Source organism: Blautia sp. AF14-40 (assembly GCF_003479665.1).
In the GTDB taxonomy this organism is placed as follows: Bacteria; Bacillota; Clostridia; order Lachnospirales; family Lachnospiraceae; genus Fusicatenibacter; species Fusicatenibacter saccharivorans.
Window position 1 is genome coordinate 56,874 of the sequence record NZ_QUHK01000017.1, and the last position, 17,200, is coordinate 74,073.

Below are 17,200 nucleotides of genomic sequence, written 5' to 3' on the forward strand. Positions count from 1 at the left end.
CTTCTTTTCTTTTTATTCATAGGAATATAAAAACCTTTCTAAATCTTCGTCCATAGAGAAATTTTCCTTGCCAAGTACCTGATATTCGGTTATATATCCTTGCATTTTATAAGACCTGTGCTCGATCCTTTTGGTTATTTCTTCCACACTTTTATAGCCGATTTCATATCCGTCCGGCACAGCCAGCCCCTGAATGTTTCCGTTATCCAGAAGTGCAATCGTCTTCAGACTGTAACCCACTCCATAGAGCTCTGCGCCCTCGTATGTTCCATTTTCTGCCTGCTCTCCAAACTCCTCCAGGATTCCTGCATCCAGGACGACAAGGGCATCCGCTTTTGTTTCCTTCTTCATCCGCTCCACAATATCCTGTTCTTTTCTCCGGTAAATACACCAGCTGATCTTGCTTTCGCTGCCTTCCAGCGCCTCGTTCAATCCACAAATCTCAGCCTGTACAGCCTCGGACATTTTCCAGTCGGCGATAATTCCGATCTTCTGCTTTTTTGTTCTCAGCCGTTCTCCCAGCCATCTTCCGATCTCCCGGTAATCCGGCTGGATCGTGGGACTGGCAGTTTTTCCTTCTTTTACCGCCAGACCATCTGCAATCAGCAGATACGGTTTATTTCCACACTCTTTTTTCAGCATATTTTCCGTCTCATGACCGGGTGCCGGATATATGATAAAGCCATCAATATCGTTGTCCTTCTGTTCCCTGATAAATTCTCTTTCCACCTCCGGCCCGTCGATCTCTTCCGTATTGCAGATGATCATATGAACGTTGTTCTCTGCCGCAGCCTGCTTCATTCCCTTGATCAGGGCATCCCAGCGTTTGTCACCGGACTCCGGAAGAATCACCGCAATCCGGGGCTCTGCTACGTTCTGATCGAAAATCTTCCATACAAAGAATACTGCCAGCAGCAGCAAAAGAAACTCAATTATAAGAAATTTCATTCTGTTCTTTTTCATCCGCCCGGTCTCCTCTGTATGTATTTTTGTAATTCCAATGCTTCTGCGTTTTCCGGTGTATATGGGATTGCCGGAATACGGATCGTAACCCTTGTTCCTTCGTCCGGTTCGCTTTCTATGGAAAGTCCATATTCTTCGCCAAACATCAGCCGGATTCTGGAATGCACATTGATTACGCCCACGCCGGAACCGTGCTTCGGAACCTTGCTGTTATCCGTCAGAATATTTTCCAGGACTTCTTCCCGCATGCCCATCCCATTGTCTTCGATGGTGATCAGAATGTCCTCGTCTTTCTTTTTTCCGCTGACGATGATCATGCCGTCATCATCCTCATCCATATTTCCGACGCCATAATAGATGGCATTTTCCAGGATGGGCTGGATCACCAGCTTTACGATGCAGCAGTTTTCGATCTCTTCCTCGATTCGGAATTCTGTTTTAAACCGCTCTTTGTACCGGGCCAGCTGGATATTCATATAGCTTCTGCTGTGCTGCAGCTCATCCTTAATGGGAATGATGGTCTTACCGCGTGACAGGCTGACACGAAGCAATTTTGCCAGTTCAGAAATCATACGAACCGCTGCTTCATTTTCCTGGGCTTCCACCATCCACGTGATGGATTCCAGTGTATTATACAGAAAATGGGGGTTGATCTGGCTTTGCAGGGCATCCAGTTCACTTTTTCTTCGTTCATTTTGCTGCCGGATGATCTCGTCCATCAGTTTTTCGATCTGTTCATAGGACTTCTGCACAGAATGTCCCAGATGGCGGATCTCCGAGGAGCCGCCGATATAGATATCCGGTTTTCCTCCTGCCTCGTGGGCCTTGACGGAAGCATCCAGCTCCCGGATCGGTTTGGATATCTTCCGGGAAACCAGCTGGTTTCCCTCCAAAAGCATGACCATAAGAACCAGAACAGTAGCAAATACATAGTAACGGAAGTTCTTGTAGTTTGCCGCCTGCACACTCTCCGGCACAACACCGATCATTTTCCAGCCTGTATAGGCTACGCTGCCGACGATCACGGTCTCATTCTGACTGTTGGAATGGATCTCATAGGTTCCGTCCTCGTATTTTGCCGTTTCCAGACTGTTTTCTTCAAATAATCCACGGTTTAATTCCGTTCCCCGGGGATGATAGATCATCTCTCCGTCCTGACTGATCAGATAATAGTAGATTCCGCCGGAACAGTCATTGATCTGCTTCATCACGTCCCTGATCACAGAATATTTCATATCCAGTAAAAGAATACCGGTTTCCGGTGTCTCTCCCTTGTTGACATCTACATACCTGCTCAGGGAAACGACCCATTGGTACCGATAAGAGCCGTCCTCAAACAGCTCCTGGATATGCGGTGTGGAAAAGTGTATATTTTCAATGGCATCTTCCGCATTTTTATACCATTCCTGCGTCTGCACCTTCACATTTTTCTTTTCTGCCGCCACCGGCTCCGATGCAATCAGATTTCCTTTTGGGTCATACAAAGCCAGGCTCTGAATCTTATCGGAATTGGTCTCATAGAGCAGACTGAACTGCTCCGAGAATTCCCGGCTGGATATATCAAACTGCTGGACTACGTTGTAGTTTGCCCCGTTCAGGATCTGCCGGATATCCAGCAGATCTGCATTTAACCGGTCTACGGTAGCCTCCACGGTAGCTTCCGTGTTGTCTACCGCTGTTTTTTCCAGAGCCAGCTTGAATCGATGGTAAAGCAGCAATCCCATTACAATGATCGTAACCAGTGAAATCGCCATAAGGACAGACAGGATGATCGACTGTATGTTAAATACGATATTCTTCCGGGAATCCGGATTTCTTTTTCTATCTTTCATGTATTTTCCCTTTCACCTGTTCCCTCTTTTCTGCCTGATGTACTCTCGGAGTCTTTCTGTGCTTGCTCTTTCTGCTTTCCGTCTTTTTATTTTCCGGAAGCTCTGTATTTGGAAGGGGAAACACCGAATTTCTTTTTGAATACATAGCTGAAGTAGTTCGCATCCTGATATCCTACTTTTTCTGCGATCTTATAGCTTTTTTCATCGGTGTTCAGCACCATTTCTTCTGCCCTGTCCATTCGGTAATCGGTAAGATAGGAGACAAAGGACTGACCGGTCTCCTTTTTAAAGATGGACGAAAAGTAAGAATTGGACACCCCAAGATCTGCGCACACATCATCCAGCGAGAGCGCCGGTTCCATATATCTGTCTTTTACGATGTTCTGCGCATCGGTGATGATCCGTCTGGAGGTACTGTTTCTGGTACTTCTCAGTTTTTCGCTGATCGCCATAGACATATTGATGATCCAGTTTGTCATAGAGCTTTCATCCAGCTGAGTCACTCTTTCGTAAAGATTCTGTACATTTCCGGAAATTTCATTGAAATCCATGGAATTATTGGCACAAAATTTGAAAAAGCCGCTGACAATCTCCATGGTGGCCAGATTGTACTGGCTGATGGTGGCTGCATTCTTATGGAGCTTTTCTGTCTCTTTGATGGCTTCTTTCCGGATCTTTTCCTGATCCCCTACATGGATGGCACGAAACAGCTCCTGCATCTTTGTTTCTTCTAAGGGAACCGCCTTTTTTGACTCTTTGGGAACGATCTCTGCGATATTGATGGCTCGTTTCGTTCCGTACAGGACACGGTAGGATACCGCCTCTCTGGCTCCCTCGTAGGAAATACTGATATCGTACAGATTGTTGCAGACGGTTCCGACCCCTGCGGTAACCGCCGCCCCCATAATTCTCCATGCCCAGCGGCAGAACCGGTCACACTTGTCCGTCAATTGAGCTATCTCATCTTCTGAATGGAGTTCCATAATCAGAATGGTATTACCCATATAGATGAATTCCTGGCAATTACAGTTCTCCATCAGCCGCTGTTTGATCTCCCGTTCCACAGACATGGATAATAATAAGGGATTCATCCCATCCGGCACATCATTTTCCGAGGTATGAAAGATAATACAGCAAAACAAAGGTCCCTTCATATCCACCTGATAATCCAAAAGGAATCGTTCATAGTCCTCTTCTCTGACTCTTCCTTCAATCAGGGAAATGAAGAAATTGGACTGCAGCTTTGGTAATACCTCCTGGAAATAGTCTTCCAGTTTTTTTACATTTAACTTTTCTTCCCGTTCCCTGTCCAGTGTGGCTTTCAGCTTCATCAGGCTTTCTGACAGCTCGGTGGCGCTGATGGGTTTCAGCATATATTCCTTAATTTCCAGATGGACGGCCTCTTTTGCATATTCGAATTCATCAAAACCGGTGCAAAGCATAATGTAAATATTGGGATAGTCCTGGTTCAGCTTTCTTGCCAGCTCCAGTCCATCCATATAAGGCATCTTAATGTCCGTCAGCACCACATCAGGCTGAAGCTTTTCCACCAGCTCCAGAGCCTTCACGCCGTTGGTGGCACTTCCCACTACGTCAAATCCCAGATCATTCCAGCGGATCTTTTTTTTCATAACATCGATGACCTCTACTTCATCATCGACAAGAATCACTTTATATTGTTCCATCCTTATCCTCCTGTTTTGCGGAGCATATTATTGTTCCTTTATTATAGCAGAAGATTGCTCTCTGCTGAATGAATAGTTACAAAAATTTTGTAATTATTCAGAGCCCCATCTCGATTCCGCTTACGCTGCATCTCGATGTTGCTTCTCGCCATATGAAATTCCAGAAAAATAGCTCATTCATGTAAACATGATTCGCGATTTTTCTTCCATTTCGCATGGCTCTGAATAGTTACAAATTTTGCCAGAACAGAACAAAAGACCGCCCTGGTCATCCATCGGACGACCGGGCTGTCTTATATTCTATCTGTTTATGAAGATGTTGGAATCAAAAGTTTTTCTGACCCCTTTGATACCAGATTGCTACGTGCTTTGCACTCCTGGTATCTTTATGAATGTCTCATTATTTTTTCTGTACATATTTCAGACAGTCAAGTGTTACGGCTGCCAGGATAATGATACCTTCGAAGATGAACTGAAGGTTAGTATCAATACCAAGAATTGTCAGTGCGTATGTCAGGGAGGTAAAGATCAGTACACCGGTTACAACTCCGGAGATCTTACCGATACCACCGGTAAAGGATACACCACCAACTACGCAGGCTGCGATGGCATCCATATCCCATCCCTGTCCGTAAGCTGCACTACCGGAACCAACCATACGGTTACATTCCAGCCAGGAACCGAAGCCATACAGGATACCTGCCAGCATAAATGCTCCCATTGTTACTTTAAATACAGAGATACCGGATACTGCTGCCGCTTCCGGGTTTCCACCTACCGCATACAGGTTTTTGCCAAAAGTTGTTTTGTTCCAGATAAACCATACAATGGCAACTGCTGCAACAGCCCACAGAATGATGGTCGGGAATTTTCCGATCTGCGGAATGAAAGTATTCGGGATGGCAGAATCAATCGCACCGAAGGATACACCCTTGGTCGCATAGGTAACCAGACCGAAGATGATCAGCATGTTCGCCATGGTAGAGATAAACGGATGCATTTTGAATCTCGCCATGAAGAATCCGGCAATCATGGCAAATGCTGTCGTAAGGATTACACACATTAACAGTGCAAACAGTGCTTTCGCTGTAGCAGGCATAGCGGAGAAGTCAAATACATGTCCGAATACGGCACCTGTATTGATTCCGTTATGCATGATGATGGTTGCTGTAACCATACCCATACCAACCATACGTCCCACGGAAAGGTCGGTACCTGTTAACAGGATCAGACCGGCAACACCAAGTGCAAGGAACATACGCGGGGATGCCTGCTGTAAGATATTCAGGATGTTGGTAACAGTCAGCAGCTGTGTATTTTTAACGATCGGTGTGATGATACACAGTGCGATGAAGATCAGAATGATTACGATATACAGACCGTTTTTGTACAGGAACTGAGATAAATCGAAGGTATATCTGTAATTTTCCAGTTTCTGTATTCTCTGCTGCGGGAATGTAAATTTGGAAGCCCGCAACAGGTCGATCAGGTGATATTTATGCATGAATGCTTCATGTCTTCTGTCCTTGATCTCCTGAAGCTTCGATTCGTGAGCCATCTGTGCATCAAACAATTTATTTTTGAGCACATATTTCTCAGCCTTAATCTCTTCTGCATCCTTCAGAGAAGCAACCTTTTTCTGATGCTCGCTCTTTAGATCTGCTTTGACCTTCTCATATCTGCTGTTTTCTTCTGCTTTTGCAGCTTTGCAGCTTTTGTTTACTACGTCGTAATAATCCTTTTTGTAATGCGCGGCCAGATAGCTTTCTGCCTCTGCGATCAGCTTTTTGATTTCTTCTTTGTTGTCTGCTTCTACTTTTTTTGCATTTTCCAGCTCTTTTTTGCTGTTTTCAATGATCTTATCTCTCTGTGTTGCGGATAAGTTCTTGTTTTCTTTTGCGATCGCGATCTGTTTTTTCAGATCGCTCACTTTGTCAAAGCCGTCTGCACGTAATGCATCGATTTTTTTCTGGATTTCTTCCACATATTCATCGATCGGCTTCAAAAGCTTTGCTTCTTCTTCCGACGAAATAATAACGCTGTTTTCTGCCATTTCCAATTTTCCTCCTGTTACAGGTATTTAGCACTGAGTCTCAATAATTCTTCCTGGTTTGTTTCTTTGGTATTTACGATTCCGGCCAGACGTCCGTTAGACATAACACCGATTCGGTTGGTAATACCAAGAATCTCCGGCATTTCGGAAGAAACAACGATGATTGTTTTTCCCTGTTTCGCCATATTGATAATCAGTTCATAAATTTCATATTTTGCTCCAACATCAATTCCTCGTGTCGGGTCATCCATCATGAATACGCTCGGTGAACGCTCCAGCCATTTACCAAAGATGACCTTCTGCTGATTACCACCGGAAAGGTTGGCGATCATATCATCCGGTCCCATACATTTTGTATGCATGATCTTGATTTCTTCAGCCGTTGCACGCACCATCTTGTCATGCGATAATGCGACTCCGCTCTTATAATGCTTCATGTTTGCAATGGTAGTATTGAATGTAATATCGCCCTTCAGGAACAGACCATTGGCTTTTCTTTCCTCTGTAATCAGAGCAAATCCGTGATCCATAGCATCTTTCGGGGAGGAGAAGTTCAGTACTTTTCCATCATATACGATATTTCCTTCTGCTTTTGTACGAATTCCGAAGATTGTCTCCAGAAGTTCCGTACGACCGGCACCAACCAGACCATAGAATCCGAAAATTTCTCCTTTTTTGATATCAAAAGAGATGTTCTGCAGTTTCGGTGCATATTTTGTTGATATATTCTGTACGGAGAGAATCGTTTCTCCCGGTGTGTTGTCCACAGGCGGAAATCTGTTGTCCAGAGAACGTCCAACCATAGCGGCGATCAGTTCGTTCATATCCGTTTCTTTACTTGGCTTGGTCATGACCAGACTACCGTCTCGCAGTACGGATATTTCGTCACAGATTTCAAATATTTCATCCATTTTATGTGAAATGTAGATCAGAGCAATTCCCTGTGCCTTCAGCTGACGCATCATCTTAAAGAGTTTTTCAACCTCCGGTGCAGTCAGGGATGATGTAGGTTCATCCAGTACAATGACTTTGGAATGATACGAAATCGCTTTTGCGATCTCGCACATCTGTCTCTGAGATACAGACATTTTCTTCATTGGCTGCGTCAGATCAACTGTAATTCCCAGTTTTCTGAACAGGTCTGATGTTTCTTTTTTCATTCTTCCTTCGTCGATCACCCCAACGGAATTCTTTGGGTATCTTCCAAGGAACATGTTATCTACAACACTTCTTTCAAGACACTGGTTCAACTCCTGGTGTACCATCGCCACTCCGTTTTCCAGTGCATCCTTCGGGCCGGAGAAATTCACTTCTTTTCCGTCCAGTACGATGGTTCCTTCATCTTTCTGATAGGTTCCAAAGAGGCATTTCATCATTGTCGATTTTCCGGCACCGTTTTCACCCATCAGTCCCATAATGGTTCCAGGTTTGACATTCATGCTGATATGTTTCAGAACCTTATTTCTACCGAACGATTTGCTCATGCCGTTAATCGATAAGATATATTTATTCTTATCATCTGTCATAGCTGCGCTTCCTTTTCTTAGTAAAGAAGGGTATCATTGCTGACACCCCTCTATAATTTCATTCATTTACGGTAACGATTCAGAGACCTCATCTCGATTTCGCATAGCTCCGAACCGTTACCATTTACACTTTTATTCTGTCTCAGATTATTTGGAGAGAAGTGATGTATATGCTGCTGCATTATCGGTCTTAACCATGTTAATTGCAAAAGCATCATACTCGCTCGGGTTTCCAAGACGGTTTGTGATATTGGACTCTGTCTGTCCGTCTCCACCGATGTAATCTACCTTCAGGTTCAGCAGATCATCATATTTCTCCAGCAGTGGCTGATAGGTAGAGCTCAGGAAGTTATCCGATGCGTTGTAGATATTCAGCCATACTTTTTTGGATGGGCTCTTGCTTTCATCCAGCTGTTTTGCAACTTTATCGTAAACTTTTGTGGAATCTGTGAAATCGTTGTAGTTATCGGCTGTTACAGCAATATTTAATGCGTAGTAAGATCTCTCTTCTTCGCTGTATCTGTAATCTTCACCCTCTGTCAGGCAGTTGCCGGCTTCATCTGCTGTACCGATACCGGTATCAATGTCTACACCGTCCAGTGCGTTACGCAGAACTCTCAGTGTCAGGTAAGCCTGAACGTCTGCATGCTGAGAAATTGTTCCGCCATATCCTTCACCGATTGCTGCTACAGCATCGCTGTTTGCATCGTAACCGAAGGTAGGAACTTTGTTGTCTTTTGCCCATGCATTGAACATTGACATTCCCATACCATCGTTATTGGAAACTACAACATCGATCTGATCACCGAAGGAAGCTGTCCATGTTCCGATCGCGTTACCAGCTGTTGCAGCATCCCATGTTGCACCTGCTGAGTTTTTCATTTCCTGAGAAGCCAGCTCACGGATGGTATATGTTTTTCCGTCTACATCCAGAGTTGCATCCTGCACAACCTTTGCTTTTCCGTCTACGTTTGTTCCGGCCGGTGTAGAATCTACTCCGCCGTCTGCATCTACACCTGTTCCAAGTGCGGAACGAACACCACGTGTACGGGCGATAGAATCGTTATGTCCGATATCACCGATTGCCAGAACATATCCGATTACGCCGTCACCGTTTCTGTCGATCGTGTCTGCGTTTTTCTTGATGTAATCCAGAACCATCTGTCCCTGCAGTTCAGCACCCTGGTTTGCATCGAAACCTACATAATAAGTATTTCCGTTGAAGTTCAGAGCATCTTTGTCCAGTTCGCCGGTAGCACTGCTGGATGGCTGACGGTTGAACCAGCACAGAGGTTTGTCCTTGTTTTCTACGCTTCCGCCCGTTGATGCCGTAGAATCTGCTGTTTCTGTTTTCTGGGTAGAATCTTTAGACTCTGATGTGGATCCTCCACAACCAGCCATGGATACTGCCATAGCTACTGCCATAATTGCTGCTAATGCTTTTCTTTTCATTTTCATTCCTCCCGTTTGGTGATTTTGCTAGATTCGCTTCGTTCCTAGCTGATGAATTCATTATAATCACAAGAGGCCTAAAAAAAAATAGAATATTTTTGGATTAGTTATTGAAATTTTTGGTTATTTCTTGTCGTAATTCCCCAAAACTCCAAGAATCATGCAAAAAAGCAGTCCCACAGAGCGCAAATTACCGCATGACAGATTTTTGTCGTACCTCGGGTACGCCTTCCCATCTGTTTCCTGTAGTTTGCGTTCTGCAGCACTGCTTTTTTTGTATTATTTCTTACTTATGCTTTAAGCGGGGTAAGAGATCTAAAATCCTCTTGCAGGCGAGACTGCATCAGCTTTCTGACGTTTTAGCATCTTTATATTTTCGTATCAGAATCATATAGCTTATGATCAGTAAAACAGCCGCACTGCTCCATGCACAGATCTCGGCATAGTATATTCCCTCTTCGCCGATCCATTTCGGCAGCAGCAGCGCAACGCTGACACGCATCACAAATTCTGCAATGCCGCTGGCAAGCGGAATCAAAGTATTGCCCAGCCCCTGGATCGCGGAACGATACACATGCAGCAAATACAGTATCCACAAAAAGACAGCCATGATAAACAAATACTTATATGCAATATCTAATACCTGTCGGATCTGCTCCGGTTCACCGGATACAAACAGAGACAATATATTACGCCCAATCAGCACCATCATACCGGAAATGAAAACAGAAGTGAGCACTGCCATATACGTACCGCTGCGCACACCTTTTCGGATTCTCTGATATTTCTTTGCGCCAAGATTCTGCCCTACATACGTTGTAATCGCATATCCATAGGAAACGGCTGCCATCTCCAAAATTCCATACAGCTTGTTCGTTGCCGTAAATCCGGCTACAAACAGAAAGCCAAAGCCATTGATCACATACTGCACCGTAAGTCCTCCCACAGAAATGATCACGTTCTGTATGGCAAGAGGAGTCCCCAGCTTCAAAAGCCGCAGACTCATAGACGGCTGCCTGTAAAAATCCTCCTTTTCCAGTCGGATATCCCTGATTTTCCGTAATACAAGCAGACAATACAAGGCTGAAAATCCCTGTGCAATAACGGTCGCTATGGCTGCTCCGGCTACGCCCCAGCCAAAAACTGCCACAAACAGCAGGTCAAGTCCCACATTGATCACTGCTGCCACGGTCATTGCAATCAATGGAGATCTGCTGTTTCCAAGTGCCCTCAGGATCGCCGCAAAGATATTATAGGCAGCTATAATCGGGACTCCCGCAAAAATCAGCCGTAAATATAGCATCGTCAGATCAATAACATTATCCGGTGTCTGCAAAAATAAAAGAACGTGATAAACTGCTCCTTCACTTACTGCGAGTACAATCACAGACAGTAATGCTGTCATAATATAGCTTTTCGCCACCGCACATTTCAGATTTTCCTTTTCCCCTGCTCCATAGTACTGCGATACAAGAATCGAAAAGCCCTGTGTGATACCTGTCATGATGCCCAGCACCAGCCAGACCAGCCAGTCTCCGGCGCCTACTGCCGCCAACGCTTCTACTCCTACCACCTGGCCAACAATCATGGTGTCCGCCATCGTATAAAACTGCTGGAAAATATTTCCGAGCATCAGTGGTATGGCAAACGTTATGATCAGTTTTCCGGGGGATCCCGCAGTCATATTCTTTTCATTTGTTCCCATAAGATTAAGAATCTCCTTTTCTCTCTTTCTCCTCCTGCCCGCTATTTTACATGGGACCCTTGCAAAACACAATTCTATTTTTTCACAAAGTTTTTCCGATATTTTTGGTGGCTATTACTTTCTTTTTCCGAAGAGAAGCCAGAGCGTGTCTGAAAAATCATTTCCGCAATCAGGAAGAATCAACCGATTGTATCGTAATGCACAGGAGGCAGCGCTATGAGAGAGGTAAAAAGAGATTTTCCTTGGTTTTCCATTACAGAGTATGAAAAAGAAGCAGCGTATTTGAGACGCAGACTTGACACTCCCCACAGCTAAAGCAGGGGGATTCTTGTTTCTTCCACCACTGCATTGACGAATACCTTACGGTACTGCAATGTCTTACACAGTGTCCACAAGCTATGTTTATCCTGTTCCCGTATGCCCTACGGTACAGCTTTTCATCTTTATGCAGACTGCATCTGCAGTGCTTTTTTCAGAATATTAATGCCTGCATTCGTATCCCGGTCATGAACTGCATGGCATTTCGGGCACTCCCAGATACGAATGCTCAGATTTTTTATCCGTGGATTTCTGTAGCCGCAAGAGCTGCAGGTTTGACTGCTCGGATACATCATTGGTACTCTTTGAATTTCATTTCCATACCAGATAGCTTTATATTCCAGCATTTTGAAAAACTTTGCCCAGGAAACACTTGCTATGGATTTTGCCAGTTTATGGTTCCGGATCATTCCCTTCACGTTCAGATCCTCGATACAGATGGTTTGGTTTTCGCGCACCAGCATCGTTGACTGTTTCTGCAGGAAATCATTCCGCTGATTGGCTATTTTCTCATGCACTCTGGCTACCCTGAGCCGCTGCTTCCCGCGGTTATGGGAATCTTTCTGCTTCCGGGAAAGTCTGCGCTGTTCTCTTATGAGTTTTCGCATGGAGCGTTCCAGATATCTGGGATTTGATACCGTATTTCCATTGCTGTCAGAATAGAATGCTTTGATTCCGACATCAATTCCAATCGTTCCTCCAGCATTTGGGCGTGGTTCCGGTTCGAAATCAATATTTAAGACTGCAAAATATTTTCCGGCCGGTGTGTACTCAATGGTTACGTGATTAATTTTTCCCACTTCCATCGACTGGCGTATTTTGACAAATCCAAGTTTCGGAAGTTTGATATATCTTCCCACAATACGGATATTATCTTTTTGATTGACCGTTCTGTATGACTGGAACCGGTTATGTTTGCTCTTGAAGGTTGGATAGGAAGCACGTTTTTGAAAGAAATTCACAAAGCTCCGGTCGAGATCCCGCAGAGACTGCTGTAAGGCAATGGAATCTGCTGCTTTCAAAAAAGCAAACTCCTCCTGTCTTTTCAGTTCGGTCAGCATGGCGGAAGTCTGGGTATATCCAATCTTCTTCCCTTCTTCATAGCTTTCCTTGCGCATGGCAAGTCCCCGGTTGTAGATCAGCCGGCAGCATCCCAGCGTCTGGTGGATGAGGTTTTTCTGTTCTCTGTTCGGGTAGATCCTGAATTTGATCCCTTTTTGCATTAGCCCATCTTATCCTTTTGTCTCTGCGATGTTTTCTGGTTTTCGATATACTGTTTTACTGCTTCCAGCGGGGCACCGCCAACGGTAGATACAAAATAGCTGTTTGTCCAGAGCGTCGGCATTTTCGTTTTGAGATAGGGAAATTCCTGTCTTAAAATTCTGGACGTATAGCCTTTGAACGATTTTACAGCTTTGTGGATTCCAAACTGAGGATCTACTTCCAGCAGCATATGAACATGGTCTGGCATGATCTCCATTTCCAGAATGTCTACAGAAAGATTTGCAGCATACTCTGTGAGCAGCTCCTTCAGCCGGACATCTACACCGTTCGTTAATACTTTTCGTCTATATTTGGGGCACCATACTACATGGTATTTACAGGAATAGACGACATTATTGTTTGATTTATATGTTGTGTTCATGTTTGTATTATACAATGTTTTATCAATTAACACAATTGTTATTTTGTCCATCTTCAATTACTTGCGTAAATTCGATGGACGCGTCTTATATCCCCATAGCTGAAGCAAGGGGTTTTACGACGTATTGGATAAGCAAATTTTCCACTCATCGAGTGGAAATTTTACAATACCTAAACTACTTCTTGAATTTATATTTTCCTTTTCCGTGACCGGATACTGGTTCAATAATATCTGCCTGCACCAAATTGGAAAGATGTTTTGAAGCACCTGATGATCATTGTTTTCATCAGATTATTATCGCTTGTAAAAGAAGATTTATAATCTACAATCTTTGCAAAAAAACTGCGACATTTTTACACGTTTTCCAATCAAAAACCTGTTTTTGTCTTGGGATAATCTCCCATAGCTTCATTTCAAAAGAATTATCACTTAATCTCTGTAAACAAGCCACTCTGCATCAGAGCAAATACCGATGCAGAACCAACAAAGCCACAGCCTATCATTACTGCTTTTTTTGAATTAATCACTTTCTTCTTCGTAATAATCTCATCTCCTTAATAATTCTCTTCATGTACTTCAAAATAGCTCTGTGGATGATTACATACCGGACATACTTCAGGCGCCTTAGTTCCTACCACAATATGTCCGCAGTTACGGCATTCCCATACCTTAACTTCGCTCTTTTCAAATACCTGTGAAGTTTCAATATTCTTAAGAAGTGCACGATATCTTTCCTCATGGTGCTTCTCAATCTCACCTACTGCCCTGAATTTTGCTGCAAGCTCAGGGAATCCTTCTTCCTCAGCTGTTTTAGCAAAGCCATCATACATATCTGTCCACTCATAATTTTCGCCTTCTGCCGCTGCCACCAGGTTTTCCTTTGTATCACCAATTCCTGCTAATTCCTTGAACCACATCTTTGCATGTTCTTTCTCATTATCTGCAGTCTTTAAAAACAATGCTGACATCTGCTCGTAACCTTCCTTTTTCGCTACAGAAGCAAAATAGGTATACTTATTTCTTGCCTGTGATTCCCCTGCAAATGCCTCCTGTAAATTCTTCTCTGTCTGTGTTCCTGCATATTCGTTTGCCGCCATCTCTTTTACCTCCGTTTCTTTACTACTTTTTCAAAATCTGATGCCGGGTGCTTGCACAAAGGGCATATAAAGTCATCTGGTAATTCCTCGCCTACATATTCATATCCGCAAATTCTGCAACGCCATATTGTCTGACCGTCCTCTGTTTTTCCAACCTCCTGTGGCTTAGGCTTAATATTATTCTGATAATAATCATATGTTACTGAAGGAACATTGCTTAAAACTTCCATATCGGTTATCTCACCGATAAACATCGTATGTGAACCCAAGTCCTCTGTTTTAGTAACTGTCACAGAAATGTATGCATTTGTACCTTCTGTAATATAATAAATACCATTTGTGCCCCTGGCACACTGCTCAAAGGCTTCAAACTTATTGGTATCTCTTCCTGATTGGAAGCCAAAATGTTTAAACAATTCAAATTGTGCCTTCTGACTTAAGACTGATACAGTAAATTTTCCGGTTCTTTGAATCATATCATGCGTATAATTTGCCTTATTTACACAAATACTTAACTGGTTTGGTTCCGAAGCTGCCTGAATGGCTGTATTAATGATGCATCCGTTATCTTTTTCTGCTTCTTTAGCGGTCAATATAAACAGTCCATAACTCAACTTATACATTGCTTTCCTATCCATGCTGTTCCTCCTTTACCTTCTCCCTGCATTTCGGGCAAATGCCTTTAAATGAAATATCATAATCCACAAATTCAATTCCATGAGTGTTATGAATTCTTTCCAGTAAATCCGGTATTTGATCCATATCCACATCAAAAATTTCACCGCACTTTATACATCTTACATGGTAATGATTTTTCAATGTAAAATCAAACCGGTTCGGTCCATTCGGAACTTCAACCTTTCTTAATGCACCTTCCTCTACCAATATATCAAGATTTCTATATACAGTTCCTTTTCCAATTGTTGGATATGCTTCTTTTATAAATTCATACACTTCATTCGCCGTAACGTGTCTTCTCATTTCGTATACGGTATTTCTTACGAGATCTTTTTGAATGGTATTTCTCCTACTTGTCATTCGTCCTCCTTATTAGGATTAGTTCTTAATAAGGATTATATATCACCATCATCCTGCTGTCAATAAAAATAGTAATAATTCTCATTATTATAAAAACTGTCAAACTGAGCATCTTTTACCTGAATAACTATTTTATTTTGCGTTCAAATACATATTCTGAATCTGAAGATAAATCAGACCTAAACGAATATCCGAGTCTGTCAAATTTCTGAATCTCCACCGGATTTTCAATATTATTTTCCGCTATGAATCTGACCATTTCACCACGAGCCATCTTGGCATAGGTACCTTTTGTTACCAATTTATCTCCGGATAACTCACAAAATACAATCGTAATATATCTGTCCTGTGATGTCAGATACTTTTCTATACATTTTGAGTATTCTTTTGATGCAAGATTAATGATAATCCTCCTGTCATCGATTATTGAGCGGTATAACAATTCTCCCCAGTACTCATACAGATTTTTTGCATCTCCAATTCCAACCTTTGCCTGCATTTCAAGACGATAAGGAGTCACACCATCCATTGGTTTTAAAATGCCATAAAACGCAGACAAGATTCTTAAATGATTTTGCAAATACTCAAACTGCTGGATTTCAAACACAGATGGTGCCATATATTGAAATGCAATCCCTTCATATGCTAAAACAGCCGGAGTAAGCCTGTTATAAAGATCCATATTTTCCAATCTGTTAAAGTTCTGCTCTGCAATCTTGTCATTACATTTCCAGATAGCTTTCAGTTCTTCTTTTGATTTGCTTTTCATCCAGTTTAATACTTCTGCTGTCTTATCAATATAGACAGGCAGTTCAACCGGTGCTAAGTTATCGGTATCTACAATCATCTTTTTTGCAGGTGATAAAATAATCTTCATTATGCCAATTCCTTAAGCATATTTTCAGGATCATCTGCCGCCTTGACTTTATCATTTGCCTTTATAATGATTCCCTGCTCATCAATAAGATATGTAGTTCTTACTACACCCATAGATACTTTTCCATAATTTTTCTTTTCTTTCCAGACATCATATGCTTCAATAACTTTACGCTCCGGATCTGCTAATAGCGTAAATGCCAGTCCGTATTTTTCTTCAAATCTCTTGTGAGACGCTACAGAGTCCTTGCTTACTCCGAGAATAACAGCTCCCTTCTCAGTAAACTGTGGATAACGCTCAGAAAAGCCACATGCCTGCTTCGTACATCCTGGTGTATTATCCTTTGGATAAAAATATAAGATCACTTTTTTTCCTGCATAATCGCTTAATTTATGCATTTCTCCATTCTGATCCGGCAATTCAAAGTCCGGTGCTTTTTTTCCTAACTCTAACATTTACTATTCCTCCGCTTTTGTATTTTCCACCTGTTTTCTTGTTCTTTTATTACCTGAAATCATTTTATGTCCCGTATACATAGACATGATCATACATATAAGAGTGCTACACGCAAAATACCTATGACCTGATTTGGATCCTTTATATCCAGTATAAAAAGTTCCAATCATAGTAATTAACGCTCCGATTGACCAATACTTATGTGCTTTCATTTTATACCTCCAAATTGATTAAGCTGTTTCCAAAATAAATATCTCTGGATCATTAACAATATTATACATTCCATCCATTACTTTTGACAAGCAGGGAAAGAAAAATACTCAATCCAAATACAAAAGGATGTATCACGATAATTCTTGCATTACCTTGACGCATCCTTTCGTGTTGTATTTTTTTATTCTTCTTTTCATTATTTTTTAATTTACAGATACCCTGCGTCATTGTTCCCATTTGGCAGAATGTATACCAGGTTCGTGGCTTATATGCCTTAGACACTGTGCTGTTTGGCTCATTGCATATTCCGCAAGAACTGCGCATCCGTTCCAGAGGAACG

At 42.6% G+C, this 17,200-nt stretch carries 16 protein-coding genes and 1 pseudogene; all 17 read right to left on the minus strand.

All coding sequences use genetic code 11. The features are described from left to right. Positions 1-12 precede the first annotated feature (12 nt). On the minus strand, positions 13-963 hold the full coding sequence (locus tag DWW13_RS12435) for a substrate-binding domain-containing protein (RefSeq protein WP_118720231.1): 951 nt from the start codon (positions 961-963) through the stop codon (positions 13-15). Then, positions 960-2,795 (minus strand): cache domain-containing sensor histidine kinase, encoded by a 1,836-nt coding sequence (locus tag DWW13_RS12440; protein WP_022462802.1) that lies wholly within the window; start codon positions 2,793-2,795, stop codon positions 960-962. The genes DWW13_RS12435 and DWW13_RS12440 overlap by 4 nt, the downstream gene beginning before the upstream one ends. Positions 2,796-2,881: 86 nt before the next feature. After that, on the minus strand, positions 2,882-4,480 hold the full coding sequence (locus DWW13_RS12445) for a response regulator (protein WP_022462801.1): 1,599 nt from the start codon (positions 4,478-4,480) through the stop codon (positions 2,882-2,884). Positions 4,481-4,880: 400 nt separating this feature from the next. Beyond that, entirely contained in the window at positions 4,881-6,533 is a 1,653-nt protein-coding gene (locus tag DWW13_RS12450; protein ID WP_117510117.1) for a galactose/methyl galactoside ABC transporter permease MglC, read from the minus strand. A gap of 17 nt (positions 6,534-6,550) precedes the next feature. After that, positions 6,551-8,059, minus strand: a complete 1,509-nt coding sequence (locus DWW13_RS12455) for a sugar ABC transporter ATP-binding protein (RefSeq protein WP_055228555.1) — start codon at positions 8,057-8,059, stop codon at positions 6,551-6,553. A gap of 147 nt (positions 8,060-8,206) precedes the next feature. After that, positions 8,207-9,511 carry a substrate-binding domain-containing protein gene (locus DWW13_RS12460; protein WP_055228556.1) on the minus strand — a complete coding sequence of 435 codons (1,305 nt, stop codon included), beginning with the start codon at positions 9,509-9,511 and terminating at the stop codon, positions 8,207-8,209. A gap of 343 nt (positions 9,512-9,854) precedes the next feature. Then, positions 9,855-11,216, minus strand: coding sequence for an MATE family efflux transporter (locus tag DWW13_RS12465; RefSeq protein WP_118720235.1), 1,362 nt, complete (start codon positions 11,214-11,216; stop codon positions 9,855-9,857). A 443-nt stretch (positions 11,217-11,659) separates the two neighbouring features. Continuing rightward, positions 11,660-12,757, minus strand: coding sequence for an IS200/IS605 family element RNA-guided endonuclease TnpB (gene tnpB, locus DWW13_RS12470; protein WP_118720237.1), 1,098 nt, complete (start codon positions 12,755-12,757; stop codon positions 11,660-11,662). Then, the gene (gene tnpA, locus DWW13_RS12475) at positions 12,757-13,179 is read right to left on the minus strand and encodes an IS200/IS605 family transposase (protein ID WP_118720243.1); all 423 of its coding nucleotides are present in this window, start codon (positions 13,177-13,179) and stop codon (positions 12,757-12,759) included. The genes tnpB and tnpA overlap by 1 nt, the downstream gene beginning before the upstream one ends. 431 nt (positions 13,180-13,610) lie before the next feature. Then, positions 13,611-13,706, minus strand: a pseudogene (locus tag DWW13_RS20185) (L-lactate dehydrogenase); the annotation flags it as partial. 27 nt (positions 13,707-13,733) lie between these two features. After that, positions 13,734-14,276 carry a rubrerythrin gene (rbr, locus tag DWW13_RS12485; RefSeq protein ID WP_118720239.1) on the minus strand — a complete coding sequence of 181 codons (543 nt, stop codon included), beginning with the start codon at positions 14,274-14,276 and terminating at the stop codon, positions 13,734-13,736. Positions 14,277-14,281: 5 nt separating this feature from the next. Then, positions 14,282-14,914: a flavin reductase gene (locus DWW13_RS12490; protein WP_118697396.1), complete on the minus strand. Its 633-nt coding sequence runs from the start codon at positions 14,912-14,914 to the stop codon at positions 14,282-14,284. Next, on the minus strand, positions 14,907-15,314 hold the full coding sequence (locus tag DWW13_RS12495; protein ID WP_055225693.1) for a Fur family transcriptional regulator: 408 nt from the start codon (positions 15,312-15,314) through the stop codon (positions 14,907-14,909). Before DWW13_RS12495 ends, DWW13_RS12490 begins: the two co-directional genes overlap by 8 nt. Positions 15,315-15,441: 127 nt before the next feature. Beyond that, the gene (gene yaaA / locus DWW13_RS12500; protein WP_055267392.1) at positions 15,442-16,191 is read right to left on the minus strand and encodes a peroxide stress protein YaaA; all 750 of its coding nucleotides are present in this window, start codon (positions 16,189-16,191) and stop codon (positions 15,442-15,444) included. After that, a complete protein-coding gene (gene bcp / locus DWW13_RS12505; RefSeq protein ID WP_021737556.1) occupies positions 16,191-16,646 on the minus strand; it encodes a thioredoxin-dependent thiol peroxidase in 456 nt (151 codons plus the stop codon). Before bcp ends, yaaA begins: the two co-directional genes overlap by 1 nt. A gap of 3 nt (positions 16,647-16,649) precedes the next feature. Beyond that, positions 16,650-16,859, minus strand: a complete 210-nt coding sequence (locus DWW13_RS19420; protein ID WP_021737557.1) for a DUF6219 family protein — start codon at positions 16,857-16,859, stop codon at positions 16,650-16,652. Positions 16,860-16,920: 61 nt separating this feature from the next. Beyond that, positions 16,921-17,200: hypothetical protein (locus DWW13_RS19175; RefSeq protein WP_207664286.1), on the minus strand; the 280-nt coding region annotated here is incomplete at its 5' end.

Coding starts and splice junctions, on each gene's coding strand:
- DWW13_RS12455 (WP_055228555.1), bottom strand. CDS start 8,059: ATGACAGATGATAAGAATAAATATATCTTATCGATTAACGGCATGAGC.
- rbr (WP_118720239.1), bottom strand. CDS start 14,276: ATGGCGGCAAACGAATATGCAGGAACACAGACAGAGAAGAATTTACAG.
- DWW13_RS12450 (WP_117510117.1), bottom strand. CDS start 6,533: ATGGCAGAAAACAGCGTTATTATTTCGTCGGAAGAAGAAGCAAAGCTT.
- bcp (WP_021737556.1), bottom strand. CDS start 16,646: ATGTTAGAGTTAGGAAAAAAAGCACCGGACTTTGAATTGCCGGATCAG.
- yaaA (WP_055267392.1), bottom strand. CDS start 16,191: ATGAAGATTATTTTATCACCTGCAAAAAAGATGATTGTAGATACCGAT.
- tnpA (WP_118720243.1), bottom strand. CDS start 13,179: ATGAACACAACATATAAATCAAACAATAATGTCGTCTATTCCTGTAAA.
- DWW13_RS12435 (WP_118720231.1), bottom strand. CDS start 963: ATGAAAAAGAACAGAATGAAATTTCTTATAATTGAGTTTCTTTTGCTG.
- DWW13_RS12460 (WP_055228556.1), bottom strand. CDS start 9,511: ATGAAAAGAAAAGCATTAGCAGCAATTATGGCAGTAGCTATGGCAGTA.
- DWW13_RS12440 (WP_022462802.1), bottom strand. CDS start 2,795: ATGAAAGATAGAAAAAGAAATCCGGATTCCCGGAAGAATATCGTATTT.
- DWW13_RS12490 (WP_118697396.1), bottom strand. CDS start 14,914: ATGGATAGGAAAGCAATGTATAAGTTGAGTTATGGACTGTTTATATTG.
- DWW13_RS19420 (WP_021737557.1), bottom strand. CDS start 16,859: ATGAAAGCACATAAGTATTGGTCAATCGGAGCGTTAATTACTATGATT.
- DWW13_RS12495 (WP_055225693.1), bottom strand. CDS start 15,314: ATGACAAGTAGGAGAAATACCATTCAAAAAGATCTCGTAAGAAATACC.
- DWW13_RS12465 (WP_118720235.1), bottom strand. CDS start 11,216: ATGGGAACAAATGAAAAGAATATGACTGCGGGATCCCCCGGAAAACTG.
- DWW13_RS12445 (WP_022462801.1), bottom strand. CDS start 4,480: ATGGAACAATATAAAGTGATTCTTGTCGATGATGAAGTAGAGGTCATC.
- tnpB (WP_118720237.1), bottom strand. CDS start 12,757: ATGCAAAAAGGGATCAAATTCAGGATCTACCCGAACAGAGAACAGAAA.